The following is a 16,801-nucleotide window of genomic DNA, read 5'->3' as shown; positions in this document are numbered from 1 at the left end:
TCCTACGCTAGCTTCTCCAGCTTCGCCACGCTCAAATCCAACAGCTTCATGCCGTGCTTGCCGAAATTGATATGGGCGCGAGCATTGCCGCCGCTGCCTTCGATATTGACGATCACGCCTTCGCCAAACTTCAGGTGGGCGACGTTCTCGCCGATGCGCCAGCCGATGTCGCGCCGACCGAAGTTCTTCGAGATATTGTTGGCAGCTTTCTCGGGCGCTTCGTCCCAGGCTGACTTGGTATTGGCAAACCAGCTGTGCTGCTGCACCTTTGGCGACAGCCACTTCAGCGCGTCTTCCGGCAACTCGTCAAAAAAGCGCGAACGCATGTTGTAACGGGTCTGGCCGTGCAACATGCGGGTTTGCGAAAAGCTCATGTAAAGACGATTCCTGGCGCGGGTGATGGCGACATACATCAGGCGCCGCTCTTCTTCCACGCCGGCGTCTTCTTTCTGTGAATTCTCGTGCGGGAACAAACCTTCTTCCAGACCGGTAATGAACACCGCGTCAAACTCCAGGCCCTTGGCGGAGTGCACCGTCATCAGTTGCAAGGCATCTTGTCCGGCCTGGGCTTGATTGTCGCCCGCTTCCAGCGATGCATGCGAGAGGAAGGCCGACAAAGGCGACATCACCGCCGCCAGCGGCGCATCGGCGTCGAATATCTCGATGCCGTCGGCGGTCGTGATCGACGTCCCGGCCGCAGCCTGCGCCTTCGGTCCCAGCAGGGCCGGGGCATCGATGCCAAACCCTTCTTCCGAGACAAACAGGGTCGCAGCATTAACCAGTTGCTCCAGATTCTCGATACGGTCAGCGCCTTCTTTTTCATTGCGGTAGTGCTGCATCAAGCCGCTCATGTCGAGCACGATCTGCACCATTTCCGGCAACGGCAGCTGCTGGGTTTCAAAGCGCCCGCCTTCGATCAGTTTCAGGAATGCGCCCAGCGTGGCGCCGGCTTTGCCGGCCACATACGGCACCGCAGCGTAGAGTGAGACGCCATATTGTTTAGCGGCATCCTGCAATTGCTCCAATGCTCTCGCACCTATGCCGCGCGTCGGAAAATTCACCACGCGCAAGAACGCCGAGTCATTGTGCGGATTGTCCATCAACTGCAGATAGGCAATCGCATGCTTGACTTCGGCGCGTTCGAAATAGCGCTGGCCGCCATACACGCGATACGGTATGCCGGCAGAAAACAAGGCATGCTCGATCACTCGCGATTGCGCATTGGAGCGATACAGTACGGCGATTTCGCTACGCGTGGCGCCGTCGTTGATCAGGCTCTTGGTCTCTTCGATAATCCATTGCGCTTCCTGCAAATCGCTGGTGGCTTCATAGATTCTTACCGGCTCGCCATGGCCGGCGTCGGTACGCAGGTTCTTGCCGAGACGTTTGCTGTTGTTGGCAATCAGGGTATTGGCGCTATCCAGGATATGGCCGTGCGAACGATAATTCTGCTCCAGCTTGATCAGGTTCTCGACCCGGAACTCGTGCTCGAAAGCGCTCATGTTGCCGACATTGGCGCCACGGAAAGCGTAAATGCTCTGGTCGTCATCGCCGACCGCAAACACCGCGCCGCGCTGGCCCGCCATCAGCTTCAGCCATTTGTATTGCAGATCGTTGGTATCCTGGAACTCGTCCACCAGGATGTGCTGGAAGCGTGACTGATAATGCTCGCGCAGCGGCTGGTTACGGCTCAGCAGCTCATAAGTACGCAGCAAAAGTTCGGCAAAATCGACCACGCCTTCACGCTGGCATTGCTGATCGTACAAATCGTACAATTCGACGAATTTCCGGTTGTAATCGTCATTCGCCTCAACCTCGTTGGCGCGTAAACCCTGGTCCTTGGCGCCATTGATGAAATACATCAGATTACGCGGCGGATATTTTTCATCGTCGACATTGAGCGATTTCAGCAGGCGCTTAATGGCCGACAACTGGTCCTGCGAATCCAGGATCTGGAAAGTCTGCGGCAAACCGGCGTCGCGATAATGCGCGCGCAACAAGCGGTTGCACAAGCCATGGAAAGTCCCGATCCACATACCGCGCGTATTGATCGGCAGCATTGCCGACAAACGCGTCATCATTTCCTTCGAAGCTTTATTGGTAAACGTCACCGCCAGCACGCCGGCCGGCGATACCTGGCCGGTCTGGATCAGCCAGGCGATGCGGGTGGTCAGCACACGCGTCTTGCCGGAGCCGGCGCCAGCCAGGATAAGTGCGGATTGCGCCGGCAAGGTGACTGCGGCGAGCTGTTCTGGATTGAGGTTATGAAGAAGATTTTGCATCCTCGCATTATAAGCTGTGCGGCGGCACAGCTGATGCAAGCGATCACGATCGCTGTCGAGTTGCCTCTCTCGCTCCGCTGGCGGCTATTGGCCGCCACCAGCAGCTTCCAGGCCAGAAGGGTAAAATACCGCGTTGCACCAATTCCCTTCGTAACAATCAACCAAGCCGTCGCCCACCATGCCCGAAGAAGTTAGTCCTGACCGCGCCAACCAGCCGTTGTCCGGGACCGCAGTTACTTTCCACATTGTTTCCACCGCATTTTTCACTTTCATTTGCTATCTGGCAATCGGCATACCGCTGGCAGTGCTGCCCGGCTACGTCCATATCGACCTGGGCTACAGCTCGGTGCTGGCAGGCCTGGCGATCAGCATGCAATATCTGGCAACCTTGCTGAGCCGGCCGTTTGCCGGCCGCATGGCTGATTCGGTCGGCCCCAAGACCGCCGTCCTGCGCGGCCTGATCGGTTGCAGCATCAGCGGCGCTTTCCTGCTGGTCGCCGCGTTCTTCACACACATGCCGGCGCTAAGCCTCGCCATTCTGTTGACAGGCCGCCTGGTGCTCGGCTGTGGCGAGAGCATGGTCGGAACCGGTGCGATTACCTGGGGCATAGGCCGGGTCGGCGCCCAGCACACGGCGCGCATGATTTCCTGGAACGGCATCGCCACCTATGGCGCGCTGGCCATCGGCGCACCGCTTGGTGTGGTGATCGCCCACACCTGGGGTCTGGCGGCAGTGGGCGTTACGGTGACAGTGCTGTCGTTAGCCGGCTTCTTCCTGGCGCGTTTGAAGGCCGCGACAGCGGTGGTACGCGGCGAGCATTTACCGTTTCAACACGTATTGCGCAAGGTACTCCCGCACGGCATGGGGCTGGCCTTGGGCTCGATAGGGTTCGGCTCTATCGCTACCTTCATTACTCTGTTTTATGCCAGCCACCAGTGGCCGAACGCAGCGTTTTCACTAACCATGTTCGGCACCTTCTTTGTCGGTGCGCGCCTGCTGTTTGCCCACACCATCTCGCGCTTCGGCGGTTTCCGCGTGGCGATCATCTGTTTCTCAGTCGAGGCGCTCGGCCTGTTGCTGCTGTGGCAGGCCGGTTCGCCCTCGCTGGCGCTAATCGGCGCGGCGCTCACCGGTTTCGGTTTTGCCCTGATCTTCCCGGCACTCGGGGTGGAGGCAGTGAATCTGGTCCCGGCGCATAACCGCGGCAGCGCTCTGGGCGCTTATTCGGTGTTCCTGGATCTGGCGCTCGGCGTCACCGGCCCGCTGGCAGGATTGATCGTCAGCAAATTCGGTTATGCCGAGGTATTCCTGTTTGCCGCCATGGCGTCGCTGGCTGCGGTGGCGTTGACCGTCAGCATGTATCGCCGCTCACGGCTGACCTCGCCCGCCGCTGGCTAGGGCCTGTTAACATTTGATTTGGGAGTGCGAACGCGCGGCAGGCGTTGCGTGCCTAGGCGCAGCGACGCGACGTAGCGGTGCTACGGCAAGGAGCTGCAACAACGGCATGCGACGCCTGCAGCCGTTCCGGAGGGTTCCAATCAAAACGTGCGCTGGCCGCGTTGCATGGCTTGCTGGGGCGCCAGCCCCAGCTGCGCCACGCGCCTTGCCACCACACGTTTTGGTTGGAACGCATCTCCCAAATCAAATGTTAACAGGCCCTAGAGGCAGCGACAAAAAATACGCGCCTTTCTTTGCCGCTGGCAAATTGACATAAAATCGAGCTGCAAGTCTTCATACATCACTGTTAGAAGGAGTAAGCACAATGGCAAGGAAAAGCGTCTCAGTCATCGATATCGGCATCAGCGACAAGGATCGCAAGAAGATTGCCGACGGCCTCAGCAAGCTGCTGGCCGACACCTACACCCTGTATCTGAAAACCCACAATTTCCACTGGAACGTGACCGGGCCGATGTTCAACACATTGCACCTGATGTTCGAAGCCCAGTACAACGAACTGTGGCTGGCGGTAGACCTGATTGCCGAACGGATTCGCGCACTCGGTTATCCGGCGCCGGCGACCTACAAGGCCTTCGCCAAGCTGACCTCGATTTCGGAAGAGGAAGGCGTACCGAGCGCGACCGCCATGATCCAGCAACTGGTGCAAGGACAAGAAGCCGTCACCCGCACCGCGCGTTCGATTTTCCCGGCGGTTGATGCAGCGGCAGATGAACCGACCGCAGATTTGCTGACGCAACGCATGCAACTGCATGAAAAAAATGCGTGGATGCTGCGCAGTTTGTTGGAAACCTGACAGCTTGCCAGCCAAACGAGTGAACGTGGTTGCGATCGGATCGGGTCGGATCGGAACCACGTTCATGGATAGCTATCTGTTATCAAACAAGGCAACGAAACTGCGTGCCGCAGCGGTCGGATCCTCAGCCAGGTAAACACTGCTGATGGCGGCCACCATATCGGCGCCGGCAGCAATCAAAGGCAGCGCATTCTCTTGCGTCATGCCACCGATCACCACGTTCGGCAAAGCGATTTCGGCTTTAGCTCGCGTGACGATATCGGGCGGCGTGGTGACCGGATACTTCTTGACGCGCGATGGATAAAATCCGCCGAACGCGACATAACTAGCGCCGGCACGATACGCCGTATGCGCCAGCTCCAGATCGCCGTAGCAGGAAGCGCCGACAATCTTGTCCGCCCCCACCTTGGCCCGCACTTCGGCCACGCTGGCATCGGTGCCGCCGACGTGAATGCCGTCGGCGTCCAGCGCCAGGCACAAATCCACATAATCGTTGATGATGAATGGCCGCTGATAACGTCGGCACAAGGCCAGCAAAGCTTCAGCCTGCAGCTGCCGCAAAGCCGCATCAGCAGTCTTATGGCGATATTGCAGCAGCGCCGCGCCACCTTGCAAGGCTTGCTCGGTAACCTGCAACAGTTTGTCGGTATCATCCCAATCGGGTGTGACGATGTATAGACCCTTCATCGCTTTATCCTCGTAATTTCAGAAACGGCAGAACACGGCTAGGAATGCGCTGGCCAGCAGCGATCGCATAGGACTCAGCCAAGGTTTGCTGGCAATAGATTTGCGCCGCATCGATCGCCTGCTCCATCTCCAGCCCTTGCGCCAGCAGAGCTGAAAGCGCTGCCGCCAAGGTGCAGCCGCTGCCGTGAAACTCGCCCCGCAAGCGTGGCCAGCTCCAGTTGCGTTGCTGCGTCCTGCTGATCCATCGGTTCAGTACTTCATGCTGTTCCGGACCGTGACCGCCCTTCAACAACACATGCCCGCAACCGCGCTCCAACAGCATCGCCGCTTGCTGCTCTGGACTTGCCTGAGCGCCGCACAAACGATCGGCTTCGACCCGGTTCGGCGTAATCACGGTGGCAAGTTCAAACAAGGGAGCGAGTGCCGCAATCGGATCTTCGCTGGCCAGGCTGTCGCCACGGCCGTTCGCCAGTACCGGATCAAACACCACCGGCAATGCCGGTTGCCGTGAACGCAGGTCGCGAATAACGGCGGCAATCGCTTCGGCGTTAGCGCGATTGCCAACGATGCCTAGCTTGACCGCTGAGATATCGATACGATCGACAAGCGCTTGCGCCTGCTGCCGCACCAGATCCGCAGCGACGGGATAGACGCCAAACACCCGTTGGTTGTCCTGCACCGTCAATACCGTCATGACCGACAGCGGGTGCGCCCCGAGTGCGGCAATCGCGCTGATGTCGGCTTGCATGCCGGCGCCGCCGCTCGGGTCCGATCCGGAAAACACCAGCACACAGGCTGGCGCTTTGGCGCCGGCCGTGTCGACGTTTACCGAGACGCTCATTTGACTCTTCCTGCCATCGGTGAAGATGGCGATGCTGCAAAGCGCTTCGGAATCCGGCCGGCAAGAAAGGCTTCGCGCCCGGCTTCGATCGCCAGCCGCATCGCCCTTGCCATGCGGATCGGGTCCTGGGCGCCGGCAATCGCGGTATTCATCAACACGCCGTCGCAACCCAGTTCCATCGCAATCGCCGCGTCGGATGCAGTGCCGACGCCGGCGTCGACCAGCACCGGCACTTTAGCCTGCTCGATGATCAGCGACAGATTCCACGGGTTCAAGATACCCATGCCGGAACCGATCAGCGACGCCAGCGGCATCACCGCAACGCAGCCGATTTCTTCCAGAATCCGTGCCTGGATCGGATCGTCGCTGCAATACACCATGACGTCGAAACCATCCTTGACCAGAGCCTCGGCCGCTTTCAAGGTCTCCGGCATATTGGGGAAAAGCGTACGCTCATCGCCCAGCACTTCCAGCTTGGCCAGCTTGTGCCCGTTCAACAATTCACGCCCGAGTTGCAGCGTATAAACCGCATCGGCCGCGGTATAACAACCTGCCGTATTGGGCAGTATGGTGTAACGCGACGGTGGCACTACATCCAGCAAATTCGGCGCGTTCGGGTCCTGGCCGATGTTGACGCGCCGGATCGCCACCGTGATGATCTCGGCGCCGCTGGCTTCGGTTGCGGCGCGCGTTTGCTCCAGGTCACGATACTTGCCGCTACCTACCAGTAGCCGTGAGCTGTAGGTCTTGCCGGCGATGGTCAGGCCGGTATCCTGTTGTCCCGTTTCAGGGGTTGAGTTCAGATTCATGACAAATCCTTTAAAAGATTTTGCAGGGTGGACACATGTACCCACCCTACTAGTTCAGCCACCGCCGATAGCGCGCACTACATCAACCTTGTCTTGCGGCTGCAAAACGCGCTGCGGCCACAAACTGGCCGGCACCACCTGCCGGTTGACGGCGACTGCCACCGCTTTCCCGGCCAGTTCCAGCGCCACGATCAGCTGTTGCAAATTCTCGCCGTCAGCCAGCGGATGCGGTGCGCCGTTAAGTACGATTTCCATCATCGCCTCACTGCTTGCTATAGATTTCCGCGCCGTTCTTGACGAACTCGATGGCTTTCACTTCCATCCCCTGCTTGAGCGCGGCGATTTCGGAAATGCCTTGCGCGGCGGCGTACTCGCGCACTTCCTGAGTGATCTTCATCGAACAGAAATGCGGCCCGCACATCGAGCAGAAATGCGCGACCTTGGCGGAATCCTTCGGCAAGGTTTCGTCATGGAATTCGCGTGCCTTGTCCGGATCGAGACCGATGTTGAACTGGTCTTCCCAACGGAATTCAAAACGTGCTTTCGACAAGGCGTTGTCGCGGATCTGCGCACCGGGATGGCCCTTGGCCAGATCGGCCGCATGCGCCGCGATCTTGTAGGTAATGATGCCGTCCTTGACGTCGACCTTGTTTGGCAAACCGAGATGTTCCTTCGGCGTGACGTAGCACAGCATGGCGGTGCCATACCAGCCGATGGTGGCGGCGCCGATGCCGGAAGTGATGTGGTCGTAGCCGGGAGCGATGTCGGTGGTCAACGGTCCAAGCGTGTAGAACGGCGCCTCGTGGCACTGTTCCAGTTGCAGATCCATGTTTTCCTTGATCAGGTGCATAGGCACGTGGCCCGGGCCTTCGATCATCACTTGCACGTCATGCTTCCAGGCGATCTGGGTCAGCTCACCCAGGGTCTTCAGCTCACCCAGTTGCGCTTCGTCGTTGGCGTCGTAGATCGAGCCCGGACGCAGACCGTCGCCGAGACTGAAGCTGACGTCATAGGCCTTCATGATTTCGCAAATATCTTCGAAGTGGTCGTACAGGAAGGATTCGCGATGATGCGCCAGGCACCACTTGGCCATGATGGAACCGCCGCGGCTGACGATGCCGGTCAGGCGCTTGGCTGTCATCGGCACGTATTGCAGGCGCACGCCTGCGTGGATGGTGAAGTAGTCGACGCCCTGCTCGGCTTGCTCGATCAGCGTATCGCGGAAAATTTCCCAGGTCAGATCTTCAGCTTTGCCGTTGACCTTTTCCAGCGCCTGGTAAATCGGCACGGTACCGATCGGTACCGGCGAATTGCGGATGATCCATTCGCGGGTTTCGTGAATGTGCTTGCCAGTCGACAGATCCATCACGTTGTCGCCGCCCCAGCGAATCGCCCAGGTCATCTTTTCGACTTCTTCGCCGATGGAAGAGGTCACTGCGGAATTGCCGATGTTGGCGTTGATCTTGACCAGGAAATTACGGCCGATGATCATCGGTTCGATTTCCGGGTGATTGATATTGGCCGGGATGATGGCACGGCCGCGGGCGATTTCATCGCGCACGAATTCCGGTGTGACGAAATCACCTGCGGCCGGCAGCGATGCACCGAACGATTGGCCGGGATGCTGGCGGCCCATCAGGTCGGCCAGCTTGTTGCCCATCGGGCCGGAGGCTTTCAGCTCTTCCAGATACTCTTTGCGGCGCATGTTTTCGCGAATTGCCACGAATTCCATTTCCGGCGTGACAATGCCTTGGCGGGCGTAATGCATTTGCGAAACGTTCTTGCCGGCTTTGGCGCGGCGTGGCTTGCGGTGCAGGTTAAAGCGCAACTCGGCCAGCTTCGGATCGTTCAGACGCTCGATGCCGTATTCCGAGCTTGGTCCCGGCAATTCTTCGGTGTCGTCGCGCTCTACGATCCACGGCAGGCGCGGCGTCGCCAGGCCGGAACGGATATCGATCTTCACTTCAGGATCGGTGTACGGACCGGAAGTATCGTAGACATAGATCGGTGGATTTTTTTCGGCACCGAACGAAGCCGGCGTATCAGACTGGCTGATCTGGCGCATCGGTACCCGGATATCAGGGCGCGAGCCGGTGACGTAGATCTTGCGGGAATTCGGCAGGGGGTGGATTGCAGCTTCATCCACCGTAGCAGTGGCGGACAGGAATTTTGGGTTGGCGTTCAATTTTGGCTCCTTTGCTTGTATTTCATGGCTTGGAGCCAGCAAAGGAGTTTTCGAGTCTGGTGGCGCGGGATCACGGTATTGCTTTGTGAATCGGCCGATTACATCTCGACAGCTTCCCTTCGCTGGCATTACCCAGATCAGGTTCGAGGGTATTTCTCACCCGGTTACAAGCGTCAATTCGCAGAAAGCGTATTAACATTTCAGTAACCAGGACCCCTAGCGTTGTGCTGCCGCAGAATAAATTCCATGACAGCGAAAAGGATTCTACACCCGCAATCGGCTTGCGGTATATCAAAAATGCGGGTCTCCCTATGTCAGGTCGAGTATAAAAGCCCCGCTTCCCTGGCAAATCCGTCCACACGATTGTCTTTACGTCAAAAAACCCTGCGTCCCGGCCGGCAATGTTAGGAGCCAGTCGGCTGCGTACTTTATAATCATCGTTTTAGATAGCTTTAGCAAAGAACCTCAATAAATCATGGAATTAGCCAAGTCTTTCGACCCTGCCGAGATTGAACAATTCTGGCGTACCGAGTGGGAAAAACGCGGGTATTACACCGCCACCACCGACGCCGACAAACCGTCCTTCAGCATTCAGTTGCCGCCGCCCAACGTGACCGGCACGCTACACATGGGGCACGCTTTCAACCAGACCATCATGGATGGCCTGACCCGTTACCATCGCATGCGCGGTTTTAATACTGCCTGGATTCCAGGCACCGATCACGCCGGCATCGCAACGCAAATCGTGGTCGAACGGCAACTCGATGCGCAAAAAATCTCGCGCCACGATCTGGGCCGCGAAAAATTCGTGGAAAAGGTCTGGGAGTGGAAAGAACAATCGGGCTCGACCATTACCGGCCAGATGCGCCGCATGGGCGCCTCGACCGACTGGAGCCGCGAATACTTCACGATGGACGACAAGCTGTCCGGCACCGTGGTCGAAGTTTTTGTGCGCTTGTTTGAGCAAGGCCTGATCTATCGCGGCAAACGGCTGGTGAACTGGGATCCGGTGCTGGGTACCGCAATCTCGGAATTGGAAGTGGCCTCGGAAGAGGAAGACGGTTCGATGTGGCACATCCATTATCCGTTTGCCGACGGCAGCGGTCATCTGACGGTTGCCACCACGCGCCCGGAAACCATGCTGGGCGACGTTGCTGTTGCGGTCGATCCGACTGACGAGCGTTATATCCACCTGGTCGGCAAGATGCTCAAGCTGCCGTTGACCGATCGCGAAATCCCGGTCATCGCCGACAGCTATGTCGACAAGGAATTCGGTACCGGTTGCGTCAAGATCACGCCGGCTCATGATTTCAACGACTATGCGGTTGGTCAACGCCACCAGCTGCCGCAGATTACGATCCTGACGCTGGACGCCAAGATTAATGAAAACGGCCCGGCCCAGTACCAGGGCATGGACCGTTTCGTGGCGCGCAAACAGATCGTTGCCGATCTGGACGCCCAAGGTTTGCTGGAATCGGTCAAGCCGCACAAACTGGTCGTGCCGCGCGGCGACCGTACCGGGGTAGTGATCGAGCCGATGCTGACCGATCAATGGTTTGTCGCCATGAGCAAGCCAGCGCCGGAAGGCACTCACTTCCCGGGCAAATCGATAGCCGAAGTGGCGCTGGAAAAAGTCGCCAACGGCGAAATCCAGATGATCCCGGAAAACTGGAGCAACACTTACAACCAGTGGCTCAACAATATCCAGGACTGGTGCATTTCGCGTCAACTGTGGTGGGGCCATCAGATCCCGGCCTGGTATGGCGACGACGGCAAAATCTATGTCGCCCGCGACGAAGCGTCAGCCCGGGCGCAAGCTGCGGCGGCCGGCTACATCGGCGCACTCAAGCGTGACGACGATGTGCTCGACACCTGGTTCTCATCGGCGCTGGTGCCGTTCTCAACCCTTGGCTGGCCTGAAGAAACGCCAGACTACAAGATGTTCCTGCCGTCGTCGGTGCTGGTCACCGGTTTTGACATCATCTTTTTCTGGGTTGCGCGGATGGTCATGATGACCACCCACTTTACCGGCAAAGTCCCGTTCAAGACCGTCTATGTGCATGGCCTGGTACGTGATGGCAACGGCCAGAAGATGTCTAAGTCGAAGGGCAATACGCTCGACCCTATCGACCTGATCGACGGTATCGATCTGGAAACGCTGGTTGCCAAACGCACAGTCGGCCTGATGAATCCCAAGCAAGCCGACAGCATTGCCAAGGCGACCCGCAAGGAATTCGCAGACGGCATCCCGGCCTTCGGCACCGACGCCTTGCGCTTTACCTTTGCCTCGTTGGCGACGCTTGGCCGTAACATCAATTTCGACCTTGGCCGCTGCGACGGCTACCGCAATTTCTGCAACAAGCTGTGGAACGCTACGCGCTTCGTGCTGATGAACACCGAGGGCAAGGATTGCGGTTTCGACGGCCATGCTGCGGGTGTCTGCGATAAGGAGAAACTGCAATTCTCGCAAGCCGATCGCTGGATCGTCTCGCTCTTGCAGCGCACTGAAGCTGAAGTCGCCAAAGGTTTCGCCGACTACCGCTTCGACAATATCGCCTCGGCCATCTACAAATTCGTCTGGGATGAATATTGCGACTGGTACCTGGAAGTTGCCAAGGTACAGATCCAGCAAGGCAACGAAGCGCAACAACGCGCCACCCGCCGCACTTTGCTGCGGGTACTGGAAGTCGTGTTGCGCCTGGCGCATCCGATTATTCCGTTCGTCACTGAAGCCTTGTGGCAAAGCGTGGCGCCGCTAACCGGCCATGCACTCGATGCGGCAGGCGACTCCATCATGCGCCAGCCTTATCCTGAAGCGAATCTGGAAAAGATCGATGAAGACGCTGAAACCTGGATGACGCAATTGAAGGCGCTGACGGACGCATGCCGCAATTTACGCGGCGAGATGCAATTGTCGCCGGCGCTGCGCGTGCCGCTGATTATTGCCGGTTCGGCAGCCCAGCAAAGCACGCTGTTGTCGTTCGCACCGTACCTGCAGGCGCTGGCAAAATTGGCAGATGTGCAAGTAGTAGAGACTCTACCCGAATCGCCGGCGCCGGTCTCGATTGTCGGTGATGCTAAGCTGCTGCTCAAAGTTGAAATTGATGTTGCGGCTGAACGTGAACGGCTGGGCAAGGAAATCACCCGTATCGAGGGTGAAATCAGCAAAGCCCAGGCCAAGTTGGGCAATGAAAGCTTTGTGGCTAGAGCTCCGGCACAGGTGGTTGCACAAGAGCAAGAGCGCTTGGCGAATTTTTCCGGTACCCTCGAAAAGTTGCGTGAACAGTTTGCAAAATTAAAAGTATCTTGATTTCTTATTAATATAATAGTGCCGGCTTGCAGCGATGCGGTCGGCACGACAGAGACAGGAGACGAAACGTGAAAAAACTTTTGACGACAGCGATCGCCGGCGCTGCCTTGTTGGCATTCGGCGCTTTTGCGCAGGACACCAGTTCAGCGGTCGGCCTGTGGAAAAATATCGATGATCACACCGGCAAGCCAAAGGCGCTGATTCGTATTAGCGAAGCCAATGGCGAACTGCATGGCAGAATCGAGAAGCTGCTGCGTGACCCTAGCCAGGATCAAAATCCCAAATGCGTTAAATGCCAAGGCGAGCTGAAAGATCAGCCCATCATCGGCATGACCATCATCAATGGCATGAAAAAGGATGGCAACGAATACAATGGCGGCACCATTCTTGATCCGGATAACGGCAAGGTCTACAAAAGTAAAATGTCGCTGGCCGACGATGGCAAGAAATTGAATGTACGCGGCTATATCGGCGTACCCCTGCTTGGCCGTACCCAGACCTGGGTACGCGAAGAATAATTTTTTTGCCCGCAAACTGGTCTAAAAAAATGCCGTTCAAGCGATTAGCTGAACGGCATTTTTGCTGGTGCGGTGCTTCGTAAATGGGGAGCCACAGAAGCACTACACTGACTATCGGACTGTTTAAACGAAGGATACGGTCAGGCCTGGCAGCGCAATTCCAGAGAAAGCCGTGACCCAGGTTTGCCCGGCTTGCACCGGATAGGCATCGGTCCAGGTGCCTGTGGTAATGATCTCGCCGGCTTGCAAAGGCATGAACTGTGGCTGTGCATTCAGCACCTGGTGCAAATGCCATAAAGCGTGCACCGGGCTATCCAGCACATCGCTGCCGAAACCGGCGCCGCACAAGGTTACCGAATCCTCGGTGCAGCACGATAGCGAGACGCTTGCGTTGGCCAGCATGCTGGCAAGATTACGGCGGGTGGCGGTGGACAACACATGCGGTTCGCCAATAATCAGCGTGCCATGCAGGCCGAACGCCGCGATCGCATCGACCGCATCGAATTTCCAGTCGGGGAAAGGGCACACCACGATTTCGAAAGCATGCGCCATCCATTCGATACACTCGGCGATTTCTTCCAGATCGGCATCCGGCGCGGGTGTTCTGCCCAAGCTGAATACCACTTCGGGTTCTATCCGCGGCTGCAACGCCCCTTCCAGACTTTGAATCCCGCGGTTGTCTTCGGCGTAGCGCACGGTGTTGTCGAATACATGCGCCCAGATCGGTGCATTGATAGTTTCGGTGATCCCGTATTTGGGCCATATGGTGCGATTGCTGAAGCCGACCTTGCGGCCGATCGGAGTCGCGCCGTGTCCGATACTGGCGTCCAGAATGCGCTTGCCGATATCGTAGCCATCCATCGGCGAGAGAACATCAGCAGCCGACAACAGCGGCATCAATTTGGCGCTCGCTCGCGCATCCAGAAGCTGGTGGGCGTAACGGTTAGCTTTGGTAGACATAAGCATGGTTGACTTGCACACTATTAGTGAAGGCTATCGTATTGTCTGTGACGTTTAGTTTTTACACAAGCATAGAAATATTAATATTCCAACACTTGTATTGCGGGACGGCACCGGGCCCGCGATCCTGCCTTGATTAGAAACACTCATCGATTCCGCGATTTCTGCAGAAACCGGTCAAGCTGCGCTGCGAACTGATGGCGATCGTTCTGGTTAAATGCTGCCGGGCCGCCGGTTTCTACTCCGCTGCTGCGTAACTCTTCCATAAAATTACGCATCGTCAAATGCTGCTGGATGTTGTCCTTAGTATAAAACTCGCCGCGCGGATTAAGCGCCTGGCCGCCCTTTTCAAGTACATCGGCTGCCAATGGAATATCGGCAGTAATCACCAGATCGCCAAGCTGCAACATTCGAACAATTTCGCGATCGGCGACATCAAAACCTGACGGCACCTGGATTGCCTTGATGAATCGCGATGGCGGCACTCTCAACAATTTGTTCGCTACCAGAATCACCACGATTTGCAGTCGATCGGCGACCCGGAACAGAATCTCCTTGATGACGTTCGGACAGGCGTCAGCGTCAACCCAGATTTGCATTGCTACGGGCTGCGCCGGCATCACATCGGCGTCTGCGAGCGAATTAATTTTGCCCCCACAACTCACCGTTAGGGCCGGTACGCGGCGCCGCTACACCAAAATGACTGTAAGCGATCGGGGTGGCAATACGGCCGCGCGGTGTGCGCTGCAAATATCCTTGCTGAATCAGGTACGGTTCAAGTACATCTTCGATGGTGTCACGTTCTTCGCCGATGGCGGCGGCCAGATTATCCAGGCCGACCGGACCGCCGCCGAACTTGAACAGCACCGCTTCCAGTAACTTTCTATCCATGATGTCGAAGCCGACGGGATCGACATCCAGCATCACCAGCGCCGCATCTGCCATCGCCTTGGTGATTTCGCCGTTGCCTTTGACTTCTGCATAGTCGCGCACGCGGCGTAACAAGCGGTTAGCGATACGCGGCGTGCCGCGGCTACGCTTGGCAATTTCGAAAGCGCCATCATCCATGATGGGCGCCCCTAATAATGAAGCGCTGCGAGTCACGATCTTGCCCAGTTGTTGCGGCGTATAAAATTCAAGACGGGCGACAATCCCGAAGCGGTCGCGCAGCGGGTTGGTCAACATTCCTGCCCTGGTGGTCGCGCCTACCAGCGTGAAAGGTTGCAGATCCAGGCGCACCGAGCGCGCTGCCGGACCTTCCCCAATCATGATATCGATCTGATAGTCTTCCAGCGCCGGGTACAGGATTTCTTCCACCACCGGCGACAAGCGATGGATTTCATCGATGAACAGTACATCATTTGCTTCGAGATTGGTTAGCAAAGCCGCCAGGTCGCCGGCGCGTTCCAGCACCGGCCCCGAAGTCTGACGCAGATTAACGCCCATTTCCCGCGCGATGATATGCGCCAGGGTAGTCTTGCCCAAACCAGGAGGACCAAACAATAAGGTGTGGTCCAGCGCTTCATGCCGTTGCCTGGCTGCAGTAATGAATATCTGCAGCTGGTCGCGTATCTTTTCCTGGCCGACGTATTCGTCCAGTTGCTTGGGCCGCAGGGCGCGTTCGATCGCCTCTTCATTCGGTGATGCGGGCGTGGCAGCGATAATGCGCTGTTCGGTGAAATCGTCGGTTTGGATACTCATGGTCGGATTGTAGCCAGACTGCAGCGATTAGATATAAGAAAAGACATCCACTCCATCAATAAAGCAATAATGATCAGCTTTGGCCTGCCCGGCTACAACTTGGACAGGGCTTTCAATGCCAGTTTGATTCCATCTGAGACGCTGGCGTCCGACGGCAATTGTTTGAGCGCCAACATAGCTTCCTTGTCCGAGTAACCGAGCGCGATCAGGGCATTCAAGATATCGCCACTGACATCGCTTGCATGATGACTACCCACAGGCCCCAGATCAGCACCTAGCTTGCCCTTCAATTCGAGCAGCAGGCGCTCAGCTGTCTTTTTACCAATACCAGGCACCTTGGTGAGCCGGCCTGCTTCCTGCATGGTGATCGCCTGGGCCAGGTCTTGCACCGACATGCCGGACAAGATAGACAGTGCGGTACGGGCGCCAACCCCGCTGATTTTGATCAACTGCTTGAATACATTACGTTCTTCAGCGCTGCCAAAACCATATAAAACATGCGCATCTTCGCGTATCGCCAGATGAGTCAGCAAGGCAACCTTTTCACCCAGCCCCGGCAGATTGTAGAAAGTGCTCATCGGCACGCCAACTTCATAGCCGACGCCGTTGCAATCAATCAATAATTGGGGAGGATTTTTTTCGAGCAGAATCCCGGAAAGACGACCTATCATCGCAGTTGGCCTTTATGTGAATCAATGAATCATACAGGACAACTGGTTAAAAACACAGTGGTTTTGTTGCGGCAAAGCTGAAATTCCGGAAAATCATGCTGTTGCGTGAATCCGAAACGCAAAGCAAAAACCCTCTGTACGAGAGTACAGAGGGTTTTTTAATAAAAGCCTGACGATGACCTACTTTCACACTGGTTGCAGCACTATCATCGGCGCAAAGTCGTTTCACGGTCCTGTTCGGGATGGGAAGGGGTGGTACCAACTCGCTATGGTCATCAGGCATAACTTGTAACCGTTGAGCGTTCTCCAGTGGGAGCAACGACCAACGCAATTTAGAAGAAGTAGTTTTTTTATACCGAACTCACTGGTGTTTTCACAGTGAGTGAGTCCGGTTGGGTATGAATGTCCAAACGGTGTTGTTATCTTTTACAAGATAGTCACCTTGGCAAACAAATAAGCTCATCATATAACCTGCTAAGGTTATAGGGACAAGCCTCACGGGCAATTAGTATCAGTTAGCTTAACGTATTACTACGCTTCCACACCTGACCTATCAACGTCCTGGTCTCGAACGACCCTTTAGGG

14 protein-coding genes, 2 rRNA genes and 1 riboswitch are annotated in these 16,801 nt (G+C 56.9%); of the genes, 4 read left to right on the top strand and 12 right to left on the bottom strand.

Annotated features, from left to right (window positions below; genetic code table 11):
- Positions 1-2: 2 nt before the first annotated feature.
- On the bottom strand, positions 3-2,282 hold the full coding sequence (locus tag VNZ60_RS06145; protein WP_325657544.1) for a UvrD-helicase domain-containing protein: 2,280 nt from the start codon (positions 2,280-2,282) through the stop codon (positions 3-5).
- A gap of 178 nt (positions 2,283-2,460) precedes the next feature.
- Here VNZ60_RS06145 and VNZ60_RS06140 point away from each other — a divergent pair, with 178 nt between their 5' ends.
- The gene (locus VNZ60_RS06140; protein ID WP_325657543.1) at positions 2,461-3,681 is read left to right on the top strand and encodes an MFS transporter; all 1,221 of its coding nucleotides are present in this window, start codon (positions 2,461-2,463) and stop codon (positions 3,679-3,681) included.
- 364 nt (positions 3,682-4,045) lie between these two features.
- The gene (locus VNZ60_RS06135) at positions 4,046-4,534 is read left to right on the top strand and encodes a Dps family protein (RefSeq protein WP_325657542.1); all 489 of its coding nucleotides are present in this window, start codon (positions 4,046-4,048) and stop codon (positions 4,532-4,534) included.
- A gap of 72 nt (positions 4,535-4,606) precedes the next feature.
- Here VNZ60_RS06135 and thiE read toward each other — a convergent pair whose 3' ends face one another.
- From thiE to thiC, 5 genes are read right to left on the bottom strand one after another with little or no spacing between them, the layout of a single operon-like run.
- Entirely contained in the window at positions 4,607-5,221 is a 615-nt protein-coding gene (gene thiE, locus VNZ60_RS06130) for a thiamine phosphate synthase (protein WP_325657541.1), read from the bottom strand.
- A gap of 4 nt (positions 5,222-5,225) precedes the next feature.
- Entirely contained in the window at positions 5,226-6,062 is an 837-nt protein-coding gene (gene thiD, locus VNZ60_RS06125; protein WP_325657540.1) for a bifunctional hydroxymethylpyrimidine kinase/phosphomethylpyrimidine kinase, read from the bottom strand.
- On the bottom strand, positions 6,059-6,871 hold the full coding sequence (locus VNZ60_RS06120; RefSeq protein ID WP_325657539.1) for a thiazole synthase: 813 nt from the start codon (positions 6,869-6,871) through the stop codon (positions 6,059-6,061). The genes thiD and VNZ60_RS06120 overlap by 4 nt, the downstream gene beginning before the upstream one ends.
- A gap of 54 nt (positions 6,872-6,925) precedes the next feature.
- On the bottom strand, positions 6,926-7,126 hold the full coding sequence (thiS, locus tag VNZ60_RS06115) for a sulfur carrier protein ThiS (protein ID WP_325657637.1): 201 nt from the start codon (positions 7,124-7,126) through the stop codon (positions 6,926-6,928).
- A gap of 7 nt (positions 7,127-7,133) precedes the next feature.
- Positions 7,134-9,056, bottom strand: coding sequence for a phosphomethylpyrimidine synthase ThiC (gene thiC / locus VNZ60_RS06110; RefSeq protein ID WP_325657538.1), 1,923 nt, complete (start codon positions 9,054-9,056; stop codon positions 7,134-7,136).
- 97 nt (positions 9,057-9,153) lie between these two features.
- Positions 9,154-9,284, bottom strand: a riboswitch (TPP riboswitch).
- Positions 9,285-9,531: 247 nt separating this feature from the next.
- On the opposite strand from thiC, the gene VNZ60_RS06105 reads away from it, so the two are divergent.
- Positions 9,532-12,366, top strand: a complete 2,835-nt coding sequence (locus tag VNZ60_RS06105) for a valine--tRNA ligase (protein ID WP_325657537.1) — start codon at positions 9,532-9,534, stop codon at positions 12,364-12,366.
- 68 nt (positions 12,367-12,434) lie between these two features.
- Positions 12,435-12,884, top strand: coding sequence for a DUF2147 domain-containing protein (locus VNZ60_RS06100; protein ID WP_325657536.1), 450 nt, complete (start codon positions 12,435-12,437; stop codon positions 12,882-12,884).
- A gap of 123 nt (positions 12,885-13,007) precedes the next feature.
- Here the strand turns inward: VNZ60_RS06100 and VNZ60_RS06095 are convergent, their stop codons facing one another.
- The 6 genes from VNZ60_RS06095 to VNZ60_RS06070 form a co-directional block, all read right to left on the bottom strand.
- Positions 13,008-13,850 (bottom strand): 2-keto-4-pentenoate hydratase, encoded by an 843-nt coding sequence (locus VNZ60_RS06095; protein WP_325657535.1) that lies wholly within the window; start codon positions 13,848-13,850, stop codon positions 13,008-13,010.
- A 140-nt stretch (positions 13,851-13,990) separates the two neighbouring features.
- The gene (locus VNZ60_RS06090) at positions 13,991-14,443 is read right to left on the bottom strand and encodes a YaiI/YqxD family protein (protein WP_325657534.1); all 453 of its coding nucleotides are present in this window, start codon (positions 14,441-14,443) and stop codon (positions 13,991-13,993) included.
- A gap of 43 nt (positions 14,444-14,486) precedes the next feature.
- Complete coding sequence (gene ruvB, locus VNZ60_RS06085) at positions 14,487-15,545, bottom strand: Holliday junction branch migration DNA helicase RuvB (RefSeq protein WP_325657533.1); 1,059 nt, start codon at positions 15,543-15,545, stop codon at positions 14,487-14,489.
- Between the two features lie 92 nt (positions 15,546-15,637).
- On the bottom strand, positions 15,638-16,216 hold the full coding sequence (gene ruvA, locus VNZ60_RS06080) for a Holliday junction branch migration protein RuvA (protein ID WP_325657532.1): 579 nt from the start codon (positions 16,214-16,216) through the stop codon (positions 15,638-15,640).
- A gap of 167 nt (positions 16,217-16,383) precedes the next feature.
- A 5S ribosomal RNA gene (gene rrf / locus VNZ60_RS06075) occupies positions 16,384-16,496 on the bottom strand.
- Between the two features lie 204 nt (positions 16,497-16,700).
- Positions 16,701-16,801 (bottom strand): 23S ribosomal RNA (locus tag VNZ60_RS06070); the annotation flags it as partial.

This window comes from Collimonas sp. (genome assembly GCF_035566375.1).
Taxonomy (GTDB): domain Bacteria; phylum Pseudomonadota; class Gammaproteobacteria; order Burkholderiales; family Burkholderiaceae_D; genus Collimonas.
The sequence above is the reverse complement of the archived record's forward strand: the minus strand, read 5'-3'. Positions and strand labels throughout refer to the sequence as shown.